At 45.3% G+C, this 16962-nt stretch carries 16 protein-coding genes; 10 read left to right on the plus strand and 6 right to left on the minus strand.

Annotated features, from left to right (window positions below; genetic code table 11):
- Positions 1–163: 163 nt before the first annotated feature.
- On the plus strand, positions 164–691 hold the full coding sequence (locus tag AM1_RS36250) for a hypothetical protein (protein ID WP_012168261.1): 528 nt from the start codon (positions 164–166) through the stop codon (positions 689–691).
- A complete protein-coding gene (locus AM1_RS36255; protein WP_012168262.1) occupies positions 675–860 on the plus strand; it encodes a hypothetical protein in 186 nt (61 codons plus the stop codon). The genes AM1_RS36250 and AM1_RS36255 overlap by 17 nt, the downstream gene beginning before the upstream one ends.
- Before the next feature lie 406 nt (positions 861–1266).
- Here the strand turns inward: AM1_RS36255 and AM1_RS36260 are convergent, their stop codons facing one another.
- Positions 1267–1671, minus strand: a complete 405-nt coding sequence (locus AM1_RS36260) for an RDD family protein (RefSeq protein ID WP_012168264.1) — start codon at positions 1669–1671, stop codon at positions 1267–1269.
- Between the two features lie 942 nt (positions 1672–2613).
- On the opposite strand from AM1_RS36260, the gene AM1_RS36265 reads away from it, so the two are divergent.
- From AM1_RS36265 to AM1_RS36290, 6 genes are all read left to right on the plus strand, one after another.
- Complete coding sequence (locus AM1_RS36265) at positions 2614–2964, plus strand: CU044_2847 family protein (RefSeq protein WP_012168267.1); 351 nt, start codon at positions 2614–2616, stop codon at positions 2962–2964.
- A 13-nt stretch (positions 2965–2977) separates the two neighbouring features.
- On the plus strand, positions 2978–4858 hold the full coding sequence (locus AM1_RS36270) for a VMAP-C domain-containing protein (protein WP_012168268.1): 1881 nt from the start codon (positions 2978–2980) through the stop codon (positions 4856–4858).
- 3 nt (positions 4859–4861) lie between these two features.
- Positions 4862–5833, plus strand: coding sequence for an AAA family ATPase (locus AM1_RS36275; protein ID WP_012168269.1), 972 nt, complete (start codon positions 4862–4864; stop codon positions 5831–5833).
- A gap of 8 nt (positions 5834–5841) precedes the next feature.
- Entirely contained in the window at positions 5842–8709 is a 2868-nt protein-coding gene (locus AM1_RS43785) for a formylglycine-generating enzyme family protein (protein ID WP_012168270.1), read from the plus strand.
- 40 nt (positions 8710–8749) lie between these two features.
- On the plus strand, positions 8750–9628 hold the full coding sequence (locus tag AM1_RS36285; protein ID WP_012168271.1) for a formylglycine-generating enzyme family protein: 879 nt from the start codon (positions 8750–8752) through the stop codon (positions 9626–9628).
- Between the two features lie 145 nt (positions 9629–9773).
- On the plus strand, positions 9774–10592 hold the full coding sequence (locus tag AM1_RS36290; protein ID WP_012168272.1) for a formylglycine-generating enzyme family protein: 819 nt from the start codon (positions 9774–9776) through the stop codon (positions 10590–10592).
- A 139-nt stretch (positions 10593–10731) separates the two neighbouring features.
- Here the strand turns inward: AM1_RS36290 and AM1_RS36295 are convergent, their stop codons facing one another.
- The 3 genes from AM1_RS36295 to AM1_RS36300 all read right to left on the minus strand — a co-directional run bounded on the left by AM1_RS36295 (position 10732) and on the right by AM1_RS36300 (position 12417).
- Positions 10732–11346, minus strand: a complete 615-nt coding sequence (locus AM1_RS36295) for a hypothetical protein (protein ID WP_041661508.1) — start codon at positions 11344–11346, stop codon at positions 10732–10734.
- Positions 11347–11420: 74 nt separating this feature from the next.
- Positions 11421–11549, minus strand: coding sequence for a hypothetical protein (locus tag AM1_RS44155; RefSeq protein ID WP_012168274.1), 129 nt, complete (start codon positions 11547–11549; stop codon positions 11421–11423).
- A 421-nt stretch (positions 11550–11970) separates the two neighbouring features.
- Positions 11971–12417 carry a double-stranded RNA binding motif domain-containing protein gene (locus tag AM1_RS36300; RefSeq protein WP_012168276.1) on the minus strand — a complete coding sequence of 149 codons (447 nt, stop codon included), beginning with the start codon at positions 12415–12417 and terminating at the stop codon, positions 11971–11973.
- A 325-nt stretch (positions 12418–12742) separates the two neighbouring features.
- On the opposite strand from AM1_RS36300, the gene AM1_RS36305 reads away from it, so the two are divergent.
- Positions 12743–13384 carry a ParA family protein gene (locus AM1_RS36305; RefSeq protein ID WP_012168277.1) on the plus strand — a complete coding sequence of 214 codons (642 nt, stop codon included), beginning with the start codon at positions 12743–12745 and terminating at the stop codon, positions 13382–13384.
- Entirely contained in the window at positions 13384–13689 is a 306-nt protein-coding gene (locus AM1_RS36310) for a hypothetical protein (RefSeq protein WP_012168278.1), read from the plus strand. Before AM1_RS36305 ends, AM1_RS36310 begins: the two co-directional genes overlap by 1 nt.
- Positions 13690–13975: 286 nt before the next feature.
- On the opposite strand, the gene AM1_RS43790 is transcribed toward AM1_RS36310, so the two are convergent.
- Both AM1_RS43790 and AM1_RS36320 read right to left on the minus strand, forming a co-directional pair.
- Entirely contained in the window at positions 13976–15265 is a 1290-nt protein-coding gene (locus tag AM1_RS43790; protein ID WP_012168280.1) for an eCIS core domain-containing protein, read from the minus strand.
- Positions 15266–15422: 157 nt separating this feature from the next.
- On the minus strand, positions 15423–16940 hold the full coding sequence (locus tag AM1_RS36320; RefSeq protein WP_012168281.1) for a tetratricopeptide repeat protein: 1518 nt from the start codon (positions 16938–16940) through the stop codon (positions 15423–15425).
- Between the last annotated feature and the right edge of the window lie 22 nt (positions 16941–16962).

The following is a 16962-nucleotide window of genomic DNA, read 5'->3' on the forward strand; positions in this document are numbered from 1 at the left end:
GCTTTACGCAATTATTAAGGATATTTCTGTAATCTAGGACGTTGGTGGGAATGGAAATAATTGCTTTTTTAAGGGCTTTTTAATGGCTCACAAATTTGATTGAGTCCTGTCAGCCTCCTGATTTTTATGGTCTATCACGGGTATTGATCCAACAGAACGAACCATGCCACTTCCCCCTAACCCAATCTGTCTCCAATGCATCGACTATTCCCGAAGGGAAGCAAAGCGAGTTCATGGGCCGCAAGGGGATGGCTGCTGGACGGATAATCGGTGCGATCGCAAACGACATCACTACCGTCACCGCAAGGAAAGCAATGCTAAGCGCCGAGGAGAATACGCTAACCAGAAAGCAATAACAACCCCAGCAAAAACCACTGAAACCTTCTCAATTCCTGTTCAAGCACCTCCCGTGGCTTTGCTCTATCTCTACAAAGAAAAGCCCAAGGATGCCCATCTCCATGCTCTGGCCGTTAGTGTCTGGCAAGGGAGCGAGAAGTTAGCAGAAATTGAGACTGTCCACTGCATGGGCATGACCAATACTCAGGTGAATCGATACTTGAAAGAGGTATTGCAGGTACTAAGAGAAAGGTACGGCATCACGGAGTTTGAACCCCCGATTCGCATGGAGCCTTCTGAGTGTGAGATCTCGGATTGTCCACTGAAGGATAAGCTCCATGTTCAAACAGCTTGAGCTAGATTTTGCTAGTACGTTGGCTTCTGCTTTGGATGAACCGGAGCAGGCTGATATTTCTCTGATGTGTGCATCGTTGGATCAGCATTTGCAGGGTCGATCTACCCATGAACAGCTTCGATTAGCTGGTAAGAAATTGTCAAGGGTGCAAACTCCAAGAATGGATTAGACCTCTTGCAATATTCGTTTCATGGTGTGTTACGAACTCAGTAAATGCCGTGATCTGACTTAGATTTTTTGTCTTCTACTATATCGGTAACTGAATCATGCAAGAGGTCTATTGACTACCTCAAGGTTCAAAAATCCTTTATCGCCAATTACAATGAGCGTCGTCAGTAACCACAATATATGGAGAGTTCTCATACAGAGGAAGCGTGTGATTTGTTTGTTGCCAAACGACAGAAGAACAAAGGGATACATTGTTCAGAAGCCTCTGCTGATGCTCTTGCTGCGATGAAGACTGTTAAGTTAAATCAGACATGGGAGCATCTACTGGGTTGACCAGTAAATTCTGCCTCTCGTTTCAGCCCCTTAACCTAGACCTTTTGGCCATTAACTGGGCTATTTATACGTTGTTATCGGAAAGCCACTACTCTAGTTTTAGAAAAACTATCATGCCAGCCATAGAGATCATCACCTAAAAAAGAGAACGCTTCGAAAGGTATAAGTCGACATAATGTTCGAACAAAAATACTACTAAAACCTGGTTTTTTCCCAGAAATAGTAACAACCTTAGTTTTAGTAATAAACTTGGCTATAGTTTTCCCAAAGAGGCACTCAAGGCTCACATAATATGTTGTATAGAGTATTAGACCTAATAGAACGTCATTCATGTTTAGTATTACTTCTTCTAGACCCATGATGCCAAACAGGAGTCCTACTATAAATGCGAATAAAAAGAAAAATATATAATCAAGAATTAGATTAGTGAGTCTTTTCCCTTTTGGTGCAAGGTCAAGCTTTGAATATACACTTGCCATCGAAAACCTCTTATATAACTTATTTAGTCATATTATAAATAAGTTGGTTGCCATTTTTGTTCTTAAGATAAACAACTTAGATCTAATTTTTTGCCAAATATTTAATGACTATTTAAATCTTTATTCTCAGTATTAATATGGGCAATAATAGCGGATTTTCAATTAAAAAACAATACTATCGCTGTCAAAATCAAAACTTTTCCCGTGTTACCTTTTTCCTCAAATTACTCCTATCAAATGATATTAGCATTCATAAATTTTGAGTTGAATATAAATTTAATTTCTGTCCAGTCTGAAGTATTGGTACTACAGGAGTGCGGACAAAAACACTTCTGAGTGAATCAGGTACAGGGATATCTTACTTTCTCAAAGTCTAAATATAACTGCGAATACTGCAGAACTGCTAAGCACTGGCCAACGATCGCAAGCAGCCTTAGATCTTCTGCTTCAATTTCATCATGCTAATATGCTGATTAGCATGATGAAATTGAAGAGAACCTGGAAATCATACATAAATGGCGGGGATTCCTCAATTTTAGACAACCAGCCTTGACAGATTCGGTGAAGTGGCTGGGTTTGCCTTTAGTAGCTATGTTGATCGGAGTATTGCTGGGTGGTTATCGGGTGGAGCAACAAGAATGTTTTTGCGGGGGAGAGGTTGGAGCATGTCAACTTTTTGAGGGAATATTCAGACTGCACACAAGCCTATTGTATTGGTAGTGGTTGAAACTTGTAAAATTAAAGAATTTAATTTTCTTCCCAAGAGGTGACACGTTCCTGGTGAGGTTTTTATAAAGTAGGAGAAATAATTTTTTTCGATTCATCATATTGATTGCGTAATAGTTCTAATGATTGTTGATAAATTATTGCTACCCTGTTCTTTGAAATCGTGAGAGACAAACATTAGGTAACTCCAAAGGCAATAAGATTAAACTTCAATTTATGAATAAAAAAGCGATCGCACAATTTCACCTTGTTAATGGTACAGAAGTACTGTTTGAGGTTCCAAAACCCTCATCAGATGTGAAGTACAAAGAAGTAGCTAACGGTGACTTCAAACAAAAGGTAATAGAAATAGCTGATGGTGCAGAAGGTACTTTAGAGGCGGCCCTTAGCAAAGTTGCACCCGTTGCAGATACCGTTTTAAGTCGTTTGAAAGAAGGGTTAACCACCCCGGCGAATGAAGTGGAAGTCAAATTTGGGGTGAATTTAACTGCCGAGGGTGGTGTAATCTTTTCCACAGTGGGAGGGCAAGTGAGCCTAGAAGTCACCCTGAAGTGGACCCAGAATTAACCCTAAGCCTGCAATGACCGAGCCAGCAGTTCACCCAGACTATCGACAGGGAATTGTCCGTATCGTTAGAGTCAGTGATGATGATGATAAGGTTATCGAGAAAGTCATTGGAACGGGCTTTTACCTGAGTGGACGATACATCATTACTTGTGCCCATGTGGTTAAAGAGACACTCCACATCGACACCGCGACAGAGTTTACATCCGTGGAGGTTGCCGAGGGTCGGGATATCTATGTTCAATTCAACTGCATTGAACGAAACGCTGACCCCTTAGCCACACGGGTGGTTCCTTATAGTTGGCGGCTCCATGATGAAGATCTCGTCTTACTAAAACTCCAAGTGTCTCCACCACCCGGCGTTTCACCCAGTCCAATAACGCCAACTATCACCTCATACTATGACCATCCTTTTAAGGTTTTCGGCTATCCCAACGAAGATGGCCATTGGGCACAGGGTAAGTTATCTGGGGAAAATGATCGCCAGTGGATTGAAATGTATGGTGAAGATGAGCAATGCATTAGAATACAGCCCGGTTACAGTGGTTCTCCCGTTTGGGATGTTACGTTAAGTACGATTGTTGGCATGACCGTGGCGACCCTCGTCGAAGAAGATTCAGAACTCTACGATAATCCTGAGTCGAAAATTGGATATATGATTCCTTACCGACGACTTTTACCCCTCATACAGGAGATTGAGGTTCAGTTACTTCTCGACTTGCTTAAACCCCATCAGAAAGCGGTTGAGGATCACCTACAGGAGGCTTATGGGATCTACCACCCCATATCTGAAGATCCTCCAAGTGCTCTCGCTGACAAGCTCAGGGCAGCCATGAAGGCTAAGAAACTCCCCCACTTAATGGCTTGTCTCCTTCTCCCAGAGGCTCAAGCCCCGGAGACATTAAATCAATCTCTACGGCAATGGTTTTCAGATCGTGGGTATGACATTGAACAATATAAGTTCCAAGCGGATCAAGATTACAAAGCTCACTCTCCAGAGGATCATGAAGATAAGCAGCCTCATTTACTTTTCTGGGTCCAAGATCAAGGAGCACTCTACAATGTTCAAGCTCTGTTAATCAAAGATGCGGAGTCCTACAATCCACGCAAATCCCTTGGTTGTGACCGTTTACTAGCCCCAGGTCAATTTGATGAGGCTCTCCCCTATGAAAAATTAGAGGAGCTTCTTATTGCCTGTCTTCAAGAATGTTCTGTTCGAGGGGTGCCAGCGAACCAAAAGCTGATTGTAGAACTGTTGCTCCCGATTAAACTGCTCAATAAGGCCGTGGAGCATTGGCAGGCTGAGTCAGCAGGAGAAGATGATTTCCTTTGTTTGCCAGAATCGATCGGTTTTCGGACCCAAGTGGTGATCCGGGCCGCAGATCGCCTTCGGGCATCTCAGGATCGCAAACGCAGAGACTATTGGTATGCTGAATGGAAAAATTATCAAAAATTAAAAGAGAAACGGGCTGAAAACTGTCTGTCCTCTGGGGATGACTTGCCCCCTCAACAACTGATGGCTAGGTTGAACACTATTCAACAGGTCGGTTTATATCTCACGGAGCCTCCCACCGAAATGGCTCCAAAGACCTCTTGGACTGGAGTGCTTTTTAGCTCAGTTGCTCCCATTGCTGCTTTATGGCCTCGGCAAAAACCTAAAAACATTGACTGTTCCCAAGAATGTTGCGAGCTATTAAGTCACCCGCTATGCGAATTGCCATTTCAAATCCATTGTTGCCGTAGTCAGGCTCACGGGACTGACACTGAGGACCATCTGGGCCACCATTTGTCTTTGATGTGGGAGAATCCCCATATGATCCCTCCCAAAGTTGCCCAGCGAGATCCTGAACCTGACCCAGCGTTAACTCCAACAATTGACCATCCTTCTGAGGTTTAAGCGATGAGTGACTGGAAAATCTTCAAAGGTGATCGTCAAAAGAAGCCAATGGCCATCAATAGCCTACCTGCCCCTCCCCCTTGGCGGAGTTTTACGGGTAAAGAGTCCGTTTCCAGTACCCAAAAAGAGCGGCGGGGAAAGAATTTCTATCCTCGTGAAGATGAAATCGAGATGGTCAATGCTGCGCTTTACCTTCGTCGTCCACTACTGGTGACGGGTAAACCAGGAACGGGAAAAACTTCCCTGGCTTATGCCATTACCTATGAACTAGATCTGGGTGAAGTCCTCACCTGGTCCATTACGACCCGGAGTACCCTTAGCCAAGGACTCTACAGTTACGACGCTGTGGGGCGATTGCAGGATGCCAAACTTCAAGGTCAAGATAGCCATAAACGGTTGGGTAAATACCTTAGATTAGGGCCATTGGGGACGGCCTTACTCCCCACAGATAAGCCTCGCGTATTGTTGATTGATGAAATTGATAAAAGCGATATCGATTTTCCCAATGATCTGCTGCATGTCTTTGAAGATGGCGAATATGTGATCGAAGAACTGGCTCGGATTGCGGATGAAGCCCCCACCATTGATGTACAAACTGCCTTGCGGGATGAACAGGAAGAGAGTTATCAAGAAACCGTCTCCATTCACAAAGGGCTGGTGCGATGTACGACGTTCCCGTTGGTGATTATGACCAGTAATGGAGAGCGAGATTTTCCACCTGCTTTTTTGCGTCGCTGCTTGAGATTGGATATGGGTGAGCCGACCCCAGAGCGATTAAGGGATATTATTGAAGCCCAATTGGGTAAATCACTGGCTGACGAAGCCGGAAAAATGATTGATGACTTTGATCAAAAACGCAGGAGTGGCGATGGGGATTTGGCAACGGATCAACTCCTCAATGCGGTCTATCTGATTGGTAAAGAGGGGGCACCCGAAAAGCTGAAAGAACAGTTGCTGCAATATCTCAATCGCTAAGATTATCCATGAGTTCAGCCCAGCCATCTCCCGATCCTATAAGAGGGTTTGCGACTCTCTTAAAGGGGGCTGGTGTTGAGTTGGATGTTACTGACCTTGCGGACACCTTGTGGTTAGCGAGCAAAATTGGCCCATCAGCAAGACAAGGATTGGTTGAGAGTCCCATTCCTGAAGACCCTCAGCTACCTCTTATTCCTGAAGAGGTTGGATCTAGTGTTCCACCTACTGAGAATTTGCCTGAAGCTGCCCTCCCTACCCCCCCCGATATCCCTTTAGTCAGTCCCTCTCAAACCGTTGAAACTGAAATGAAACCCGAAGGGTTTCCTCTGCAAGTCCCTGCTGCCCCATCTCTGAGGGGAAGACTGAATCTCTCCAGAGCGTTACGTCCCCTGAAACGCAAGATCCCGTCTCCTACGCAACGGGTATTTGACGAAGCAGCAACGGTTCATCAGTATGCAGAACAGGAAATTTTGTCTCCCGTAATGACTCCAGCCAAAGAGCGGTGGCTAGATTTGACCCTGTTAATTGAAGATCATCCCTCCACGTTCCTTTGGGAAGACACCCTGCTAGAACTAAAGCAAATCTTGGAGCGCCAGGGAGCCTTTCGCCAGATCCATACATGGCAAATACAACTACAGGTAGGGAGGGTTCGTTTATCCCCACGGCGGTATGGCCAGACGATTTCAGAACGCCACTATTCCAATCCTCGTATTCTTCAAGATCCGACACAGCGACAAGTGATTTGGATTGTGAGCGACTGTACGTCTAATCTTTGGGAAACAGCTCAATTTCAGGAATGGCTGGGACTTTGGGGTCGTAGTTCTCCCTTGGCACTGTTTCAACTATTGCCTGAGCGACTCTGGGACAGCACCCATTTAGGACAGGGGCGACCCATCCAATTAAGCGCTACTTCTGCGGGTGTTGCAAATTCCCGGCTGAAGTGGGAGCGACTGCTGGCTGATTGGGACAAAGAAGATGAGTTTGGGGATTTAGATCTTGAGCCAACACCTGAGACAGAATCCTCTCAGGCCACAGAAGAACCTAGCTCAGATCTAGATGTGTATTTGGAAACAGGAACCGCCTCGGATGATGACCCATTAGAGCAGGGAAATGGGCAAAGCAAGATTGCCTTAAACAACATTTATAAGAATCAGGTTCTATGTTTGCCAGTCATAACCCTAGAACCGGAGCCATTAAATCAATTGTCTCGGGTCATTGCTGGTCAAGTCGGATTTCAAGTGGCAGGCGTCGAACTCCATTGGCAAGACATAGCTGAATACAAATCAGTCTTAGAACGGATTTCCAATCATAAGATGTCCCCTGAGGAACGGGTGCGTAAGTTCCATACGAATGCATCCCCCACGGCCAGTAAGTTGGCGGGGATGATGGCGGCAGTTCCCGTTAGTCTGCCAGTCGTTCAACTGATTCGCCAGACATTGCTGCCCCAGTCTCGGCAGGTGCATATTGCTGAAATCTATATGAGTGGCTTGCTAGAGCTTCAACAGAAAGCTCCAGGACCTGGCAATCCTCATTCGCCTGAGCAGCCTGAATATGATTTTTTACCCGGAATCCGTTCGCTCCTATTGGAGACAGTCTTTAGGGATACGACTGAAGCAGTTCTTGACGCGGTGTCAGCCTATATTTCCAAACGTTTAGGGCTTTCAACCCGAAGTTTTGAAGCCTTAATTGCCAAGGCTCCTGATTTAGCCCCGGATCAACAAGCGGTTGCGATTCCCTTTGCCAGAGTTGCCACCCAGACTTTAAGGCAATTAGGAGGGTATTACCGCGATATAGCTGAGCAGCTTGATCCGAACCCTGAGCCAGTTCAGCCTGAAAACACTAATCCTGAACCTGAGGAAGCCTTTCCACCCTTACAAATCCTTCATTTTGAGACAGCACAGCTCATAGATGAAATTGAGACAAATTTTCCAGCTCAATTGCAGTCCGAGGAATTTGTAGTCAAAACTCTGGCTATACGAACCGGTCCAACGATTCAATCCTTTGAATATCAAACAGCCCAACTCACCTATTCCTCTGGGCAGCTTTTCCCGCCTCAACTCGCTGGATGGAAAATCCAATCCCAGCAGAGGCGAGGCCAGTTTTACTGTGAAACGCTTAGTGACGATCTGGTATTGAGAATGGTGTCCATTTCTGGAGGTCAATTTATGATGGGTTCACCAGACGACGAATCACAACGAAGAGACTGGGAAGTCCCCCGGCACCCAATTAAAATCCCAGCCTTTTTTATGGGCCGATACCCCGTTACTCAAGCTCAATGGAAAATCGTCGCCAGCTACCCAGAAATCAATCTTGGACTGAACCCCAATCCATCCAACTTCAAGGGCGACAATCGTCCAGTAGAGCAAGTGAATTGGCATGAAGCCGTAGAGTTTTGTGCTCGACTCTCTGCAACGACGAAACGCCCCTATCGTCTTCCGAGTGAAGCAGAGTGGGAATATGCCTGTCGAGCGGGAACTACAACCCCATTTTATTTCGGCGAAACTCTGACAACAGACATTGCTAATTACAACGGAGGCTATACCTATAATAACGGGCCAAAAGGGAAGTATCGGAAAGCGACAACCCCTGTAGATCACTTTCAGTATGCCAATGCTTACGGATTAAATGATATGCACGGCAATGTATGGGAATGGTGCCAAGACACCTGGCATAGGAGTTATAACGGTGCTCCAGAAGATGGGAGTGCATGGATAGGTGAGAATGATAACAATTCTAGTAAAGTCAGGCGCGGCGGTTCTTGGATCTACAATCCGAGGTACTGTCGCTCCGCGTCTCGCAGCGACGCTTATCCCGGTGACCGCAACTACTTTATCGGTTTTCGGGTAGTGTGTTCCGCGCCGAGTCCTTTTCCGTAACCCTTTCTCCCTCTTATCCTCTTACCCTCTACCGCACCCCATGTCACAAGCCACCGCAAAAGAATGGATTATCCAGGAAGCAACTCATCGAAACTCTTTTTATCTTGAAAACTTGGGGAATGATCAGGCTCTGAAGATGATGGATATTCCCAAAGGGGAGTTTCAAATGGGTTCACCTGACGGGGAGGTTGATCGGAAAGATGATGAAGGGCCACAGCATTTGGTTAAGATTTCTCGATTCTTTATGTCCAAGACTCCCATTTCTCAAGCTCAATGGCAAGTGGTCGCTAAGATGCCAACGATCAATATTGAGCTGGAGGAAAGTCCTTCAAACTTCAAAGGGGTGAAGCTGCCCGTTGAGCATGTGAGTTGGCATGAGGCCGTTGAATTTTGCGATCGAATGACACAACAAACGAAAAGTCAATATCGCCTGCCCACAGAAGCAGAGTGGGAATATGCCTGTCGTGCTGGGACCTCAACTCCCTTCCACTTTGGCGAAACCATCACAACTGATCTTGCTAATTACCGTGGTACAGATTGGGAAGAATACAAATGGTCGGGTTCTTATGGTGGGGGACCTAAAGGGGAGTATCGCCAACAAACAACTCCCGTCGATCAATTTCAAGCACCTAATAGGTACGGCCTTTGTGATATGTATGGCAACGTGAGGGAATGGTGCCAAGACATCTGGCATAGCAACTATAACAATGCCCCAGAGAATGGAAGTGCATGGATATATAAGAATGATAATGAGTCGTCAAAAGTTCTTCGCGGTGGCTCTTGGCTCGATCTGCCGGGATATTGTCGCTCTGCATCTCGCTACTATGTTCAGCCCCACTACCGCGACAACAGCATCGGTTTTCGTGTCGTGTGTTCATCACCGAGGATTCTTCACACCAAAAAGATGGGCAAAAACTAGCAGCATGGAATCTGTTGGGCGTTCCAGGGAAGAGTCCAGAACTATTCCAGTGATGCTCTACATCCGAAAATCAAACCAGGGTGTTTATCTTGGTTAGCCTAGACTGAAGAGTTGACTGCCCCATCAGATATTTGAATGATCCGATATGCCAGAGCTGATCCTCCGACCTGAACCCAAAATGGTCCAATACTTTATTGAAGACCTGACGAATGAGAAGGGTTTATCTATGGTGTTGATACCTGTGGGAAAGTTCCTAATGGGTTCACCGGAGGATGAACCGGAACGAAGGGAAAGAGAAGGCCCTCAGCACCCAGTAGATGTCTCAACTTTTTTTATGGGTCGCTACCCCGTTACTCAGGCTCAATGGGAAATCGTTGCCAGTTACCCAGAAATCAATCTTGAACTGAACCCCGATCCATCTAACTTCAAGGGTGACAATCGTCCCGTAGAGCAAGTGAACTGGCATGAGGCAGTAGAGTTTTGTGCTCGTCTGTCTGCAAAGACGAATCGCACCTATCGTCTCCCGAGTGAAGCAGAGTGGGAATATGCTTGTCGAGCGGGAACCACAACTCCCTTTTACTTCGGCAAGACCCTGACAACAGACATCGCTAATTTCGATGGAAACTATATCTACAACGATGGACCTAAAGGGAAATATCGGGAAGAGACCACCCCTGTAGATCACTTCAAATATGCCAATGCCTACGGGCTACATGATATGCACAGTAATGTGGCTGAATGGTGCCAAGACACTTGGCACGACAACTATACAGGTGCCCCAGAAGATGGGAGTGCATGGATAGATGAAAATGATACTAATCCTAATAAAGTCCTACGGGGCGGTTCTTGGTACCTTGATCCGAGACACTGTCGCTCTGCGTCTCGCGGCACCGATGAGTCCGATATCCGCAGTTACGTTTTCGGTTTTCGAATCGTATGTTCAGCGCCGAGCTCTCTTCCATAATCCTCGCCCTCTTTTATCCTTTTACCCTTGTCTTTAACGCGTCAGGGCAATCGGTTGTCTTGTCTAAATCTGAAAATAAAATATTCGACCCATATCTTATGTTCGCTAAATCTTAGACAAAAAAGTACCGCTACCTCACTCAAGGATTGAGATCACGAATCCACAAATCATCTTCGATACAACTCTCTTTAGCCCATTCCAATAGATGATTCTGAATCTGATGTTGCACCTCCAAAGACTGACTGGCTATGTTGGCTCGTACACTAAAATAGGCAGTGCCTCCCTGAGGACCATCGGAATTATGGGTAATGCCTACTAAATAGACAAAATTCCCTGCACTGAACGGAATGTTGGTATTGCGAGGGGTACTGACAATATTCGATATTCTGGCAATAAGACCCTCTTGGTCTGGCGTGTTTAAGGCAAGATGCATCATGTAAGCCTGCGGCCAATAGAGACAGGTGTTTTGGGAGCTAGAGACTGGCTGCAGAAATTGATTAGCTTGGATGCGACCCTGAATGCAGGTCAAATCCTCTAAGGCTCCTTTGGCAAGAATTTCCATTTCAAATTGGTTTTGTTCTGGCAAAATCAGATTAAACTGAATGGCTTCAACATATAGGTGCTGAAGTTCCAATAACCCAGTAACTTTGGCCACTACTCCAGCACGATCTTGCCCTCCCATGCGGAATAATAAGGAACGATTTTGGCTATCTAAATTTTTGACTGTGACCCAATCTGTGAAGACCTTGTCCATTTTTCTAACCATTAAGCAGCTTAAGAATCTTGTCTTACCCCACCTTCACATTGATACCAAAGGTCTCTTACTGATCAACCCCAAGATAAGGCCACTCGCTCGCGATCGAGAAAGTCTCCGACCATCTCCGCGATCCGCTCCATCGCTTCTGTTGGTCGCTGCTCGATCACTTGCTGAATATCAAACGTAGCCTCAAGTTCCAAACAACATTCCCAGCAATATTTAGAAGTATCAAAAACTGCTCTTACAAAAGGTTTTCGTGAACCTCTCTCGATGATCCAAAATTGCCCAGCCCCTATCTTTGATACTCTCAAGCACTCAAGCTTGGCTCGTTTCCTGGTCTTTTGAGCAATTCGCTTTTGGTAAGATCAAGTCTTTGGAATCTTCTTTCTAGACTGGCTGATGGTTTCAGAGATCTCTGCTGGTTGGTTCGGGGTTGAATCGTGGGCAGGGGCACCGATTTGTAATGCTTTGATGGGATCTGGATGATCGGGCTTGAAGTTTTTTGGAGGACTAGCTTGGGTTTGAGAAGCGTTGTTGAAGAATTCAAGGCTGATATCCTCCGCTCATTTCACGGCCAGTTTAACGGGACAACCGCCGAAGCTAAAGGTAACGTTTCAAAACTTACAGACGGCTGTTTATCTTCGACAGCAATTCCCTCGCTGCCTTTGTCTTTGCTTCCTGCTTAGATGATCCTTCACCATTTTCTTGAAGGCCCATCGCTTGGACATTACAACTGAACCCGTTTGGTCTCTCCGAAAACCCATATCTGGGCAAAGTAATCTGCTGCTTTTGACACAGCTCCTGCAATTGCCCGATTGGATTCTCCACCCAATCATCCCCCTGGCTAATGGGTTTTTCTGGGATTTCTCCTTGGTTTTCTTCGGATTCTTGGCCCAGATGTAAGACTCTAATCTGTTTCTCTGCTTGTCGAATAGCTTGTTTCCTGGCTCTCTCAAGAAGCTTGACCAGGGCATCTTCTGGGTCGTCGTTTGGGAAAAGGTAGGCGAGGAATCCAATCTGCTCTTCGGTTATATGGATGTTGAGGTTGTGAGAATGTTGCGATCGCAAAGTCGTCTCCAAAAAATTTAAGACCTGGACTTAATCAAAAATAATCTGAATCGTAAGCCCCTAAAGGGATTCAATCTAAGATTTTAATCCAAATATATAAGATAGTAGTTTGCACACATAGGCATTTAAATATTTAAGTATTTACTTATGTACATGTATACGTAAATGCATAAACAAAGAAATACGTAATATTAGTCATACTGAAGTCTATCAGCATTTACTTATAAACACGCATAAGCCTGTACTCATGTATTTGCGTATGCATTTGCATAAATATGCTCATACGTATAAGCTTGCTTATGCAAACATTTAAGAGACTACGTATGTGGGTAAGATCATTAGCTTAGTCAATGAAAAGGGTGGAAGTACAAAAAGTACAACCTGTGTACATCTGGCGACTTGGCTTAAGAATGCTGATTACAACGTGTGCGTCATTGATGCCGATCCTCAGAAAAGCTCATCTGTATGGATTGAGTCCTTAGAATTGGATATCCCATGCACATTGATGTTTTCTGCGGACGACCTAATTGATAAGACTGGAGACCTCGCCGATGAGTTTGACTATGTAGTCATTGATAGTCCTGGAAAAACTGATGAAATTACTCGCGCAATTTTGTTAGTGAGTGATTTCGCACTACTACCAGTCCCCCCAGCGGGCTTGGATCTACATCCAAGCCAAAAAACTGTTCGCCTCGTCAAGCAAGCGCAGAAAGTTAGGGGTGGATTGCCAAAAGGAGCGCTATTCATAAACAGAGCAGGTAAAAATACTCGCTTAAAGGATGAAACGAAGCAAGCTCTGAAAGACATCAAGGAAGTAGACACTCTTGAAACGATAGTCCATTTCAAGCAAGTGATCATCGATTCATTTGGTCAAGGTCAGACCGTCTTCTCAATGAAAGGTAGAGCTGCCAAAGATGCGGCGAGGGAATTCAACAAGTTATTTACTGAGTTATTGGAGATTATGTAATGGCAAGAAAACCGCTGAACCAAGCAGCAAAAGCATTTCTATCAGGAGAAGCAACAGATGTAGAGGCTTCCGTTGAGACGGTGACCCCAACAACCACTACGCCTACAGAGGTTAAAGACGATGCTCCAAATGGTTTGATTGATTCACTGTCTCTGACGCCTCAAGAAAAGCCTGCGCCAATGACAATTACCATCCTTCCCAGTCGGAAAAACAAACTTCAGCAATTATCCCAATCAACCGGACGTAATATGTCAGAGCTTATTGGAATTGCCTTAGACAGAATGTTTAATGATGCAAATATTTGATCCACTCCCACGGCTGAAGCTCGTGGGATTCGGGAATCAAATGCTCTGTAAGTATTTACACATGTATTATCTTACGCACTTAAATACGTATGTACATACGTAAGTTTATAAATACTCTCAACTTCAAACCCTACTCACCCGCTCCCGGTCCAGCCACACCCCGATCATCTCCTCGATCCGCTCGATAGTTTCCCCTGGCCGCAGACTTAAAACCTGCAATACATCGAACGTGTTCTCCAATTCAAGGGCGCATATATAACAATAATCGGGACTTTGTTAGCCCAGATTATCCATATTGCTTCTTAACTTTGGCGTGTTCATTGGAGTCATCTAAGGTCGGCAACGCTTGACCTAGATCTTCAACTTCATGCCCCACATGCTGGCCACTCCCTTTGCCATCTTCTGCAACGTTCAAGTCATACACTGTATCTCCCTCTTGTGGAGTAATATAGGCGGTTACTTTCGCTTCTGTTTGATTGTCATTATTGAAATAGACCTCATCCCCCGTTTTGCCTGTAACCCAAGGGTTATCCCACAAGGCGTCAAAGGCTTTTCCCTTAATACTTTGTTCGGTCTCTCCTCGTATATAAACAAAGCTTCTTGGACCCTCATGATAGACCTGGTTTAAGATATTCCGATGTATGTTGATCGGAGCATACCGCTGGTAACCACCAGATCCAACCTTGTATTCTGAATTAGGGATCTGATCATTACCATTATCAGTCCTGAATTTTGCCGGAGCATTTGTCCATAATGCTCGTTGAATTAGCTCATCCGATAGACTCTTTTGGGTAAATCCCCCAGTTCCTGATTTTTGAGAATTTTTGCTGTTGATGGGATTGCCAGTGCCAACCTGCTGCACTACATGGGTTAACTCATGGGCAATTAGCTCTTGCCCTCCACGATCTCCTGGCTGATAGGCTCCCTCTCGGAAAAATACATCCTGACCTGTTGTAAATGCCCGCGCCTGAATTGATTGATTCAATTGGTCTGACTGGGTATCCGTATGCACCTTCACCTCACTAAAATCAGCACCCATCACCTGACCCATTGACCGTTGCAACCTTGCATCCAAAGACTTTCCACTGCCTCTCGCACTATTGATTGCAGACTCTAAATCTGCTGATGCTTCTTCATCTGTCATTGCTTGACGACGCTGGATAGCAGCACGAAGACTTTTCGCTTGCATCCCACCTTCCAGTTCTTTCTCTTGCTGTACAGATTGCCCTTGATTGAATTGGGATAAAGAAGGGGCATTAATTTGCTGTACTACCTGGGAAGCAACCCGATCCGCTTCCTGTTCATACTTATCTCCCGGTTGTCCAAGGGTTAGCTTCCGCTGAATCCAGGGTTGTACCAATTCTCCGGATGGATTGGGAACCTTATCTTTCCAAGGCGTTCCAAACCTTTCCCACTTCTCCTGTTGAGCTTTCCATTCAGCCAAACCCTCTTCATTTGTTTTGGCTTGAAGAGGGGGAGGAACTGGTGTTGCTGATTGAGCTTGATCTGATGATATTGGTTGAGGTATCGGTTGTGACTTAGATTTTTCTGGCTTATAAGCATGAGTACGCTTCATCAACAGTCTCCCATTAGAAACCGAATCACATACATTTAATCCTAAACCCAAAGACAAAATTCTCAGGATAGAAATATTAATGGAGAAGCCTTAACTGACATAAAGAATCCATCACTCTACCTTGTGAATTCCTTGTCACCCCCAAAGACATTCTGGATTATGGAGGGAGTGCCTCTAGCATTGACATAGCATCTTCATAGCCTTTTTGATTCTTTAGTTGCTTGTATAACTGTGCTGCTTCTGTCATGTCAGCAATCGCACCTTTGCGATCACCAAGACTGCGCCGAACAATGGCTCGATTATAGTAGGCACCCGCATGATCTGGATTCAGCTGAATCGCCTTGTCATAGTCAGTAATCGCACCGTTGGGATCACTAAGTCTGAAACGGGTATTGCCTCGATTATAGTAAGCACCTGGATAATCTGGATTCAGCTGTATCGCCTTGTCATAGTCAGCAATCGCCCCGTTTAGATCACCTAGCTCAGACAAAGCATTGCCCCGGTTATTATAGGCAAGAGCATTATCTGGATTCAGTTGAATTGTCTTTTCAAAATCAGCAATCGCGCCTCTATTATCGCCAAGTCTGTACCGATCAATGCCTCGATTGTAGTAAGCACCTGCATTAACTGGATTCAGTTGAATCGCCTTGCTGTAGTCAGCAATCGCACCTTCGCGATCACCAAGCTCAGACAAAGCATTACCTCGATTATTGTACGCAAAAGAATCATCCGGATTCAATTGAATCGCCTTTTCAAAATCAGCAATTGCGCCTTTATTATCGTTGAAGTTCTGCCGAAGTAAGCCTCGATTATTGTATGCATTAGCATAGTCAGCATTCAGTCGAATTGCACGGGTGTAGAGTTCAATTGCAGCTTTATTATCATTTTGTTGCCGTGCTTTTTCCGCCCGCAAAAACCAATCATCTGCGGTTAGTTCAGCACTTTCAGAAATGGATGGAGAGGGGCTACTTGGAACAGTTTTTCCTTGATCGGTAAAGCTCAAGTAAGTGCTGATAGGAATACCAAGATTGAAGCCTGTTTTTAGATAAACCGCTCCCGTCAGTTGCTGTTGTTGTTCAGCATCCGCTCTACCATGAATCCCAATCAGTGACCCTTGCTCATCTAAGACGGCCCCACCACTCATCCCAGGCAAGGTGCTATTGCTATATACCAATGCATACCCATCAGCCAATGGGCGTTTTGCATTGGCAGTGATACTCCCTTGGGTAAAGTTAAACACCCGATCCGTTATGGCAGTGGTGGGGGCTGGAAATCCCGAGACAAAAATGGGGGTGCCGGATAGGGCTTGGGTTGAGTCACCTATCTCAGCTATGGTGTAACTTGTTTGACTTTCAAATTCTACTAGGGCTAAGTCCACACCTGGGAATTTCTTGACTCGCTGATAATCCAGAGAATAGCTCTGACCATCATGGGTGATGATTTCATACTCATCTTCCGTTTCCACTACATGGGCGGCTGTTAAAACGGTGTAAGTTTCTCCCTGCTTCTTAACCAACACCCCTGATCCAGGATTTTGACCTTCGATACGGACGGTTACCCCTTGAGCAATTTTCCCCACCTCCCTCGCACTCAACGCTTGGGCCGACTGAAAGGGAGTGGCAACCAATGCCGCTATACCAAGTGTAAAAACTTGCAACCGATAGTCAAATCTCATCTCAGGTATATTGCTGTTGCAA

This window comes from Acaryochloris marina MBIC11017, from assembly GCF_000018105.1.
Taxonomy (GTDB): Bacteria; Cyanobacteriota; Cyanobacteriia; order Thermosynechococcales; family Thermosynechococcaceae; genus Acaryochloris; species Acaryochloris marina.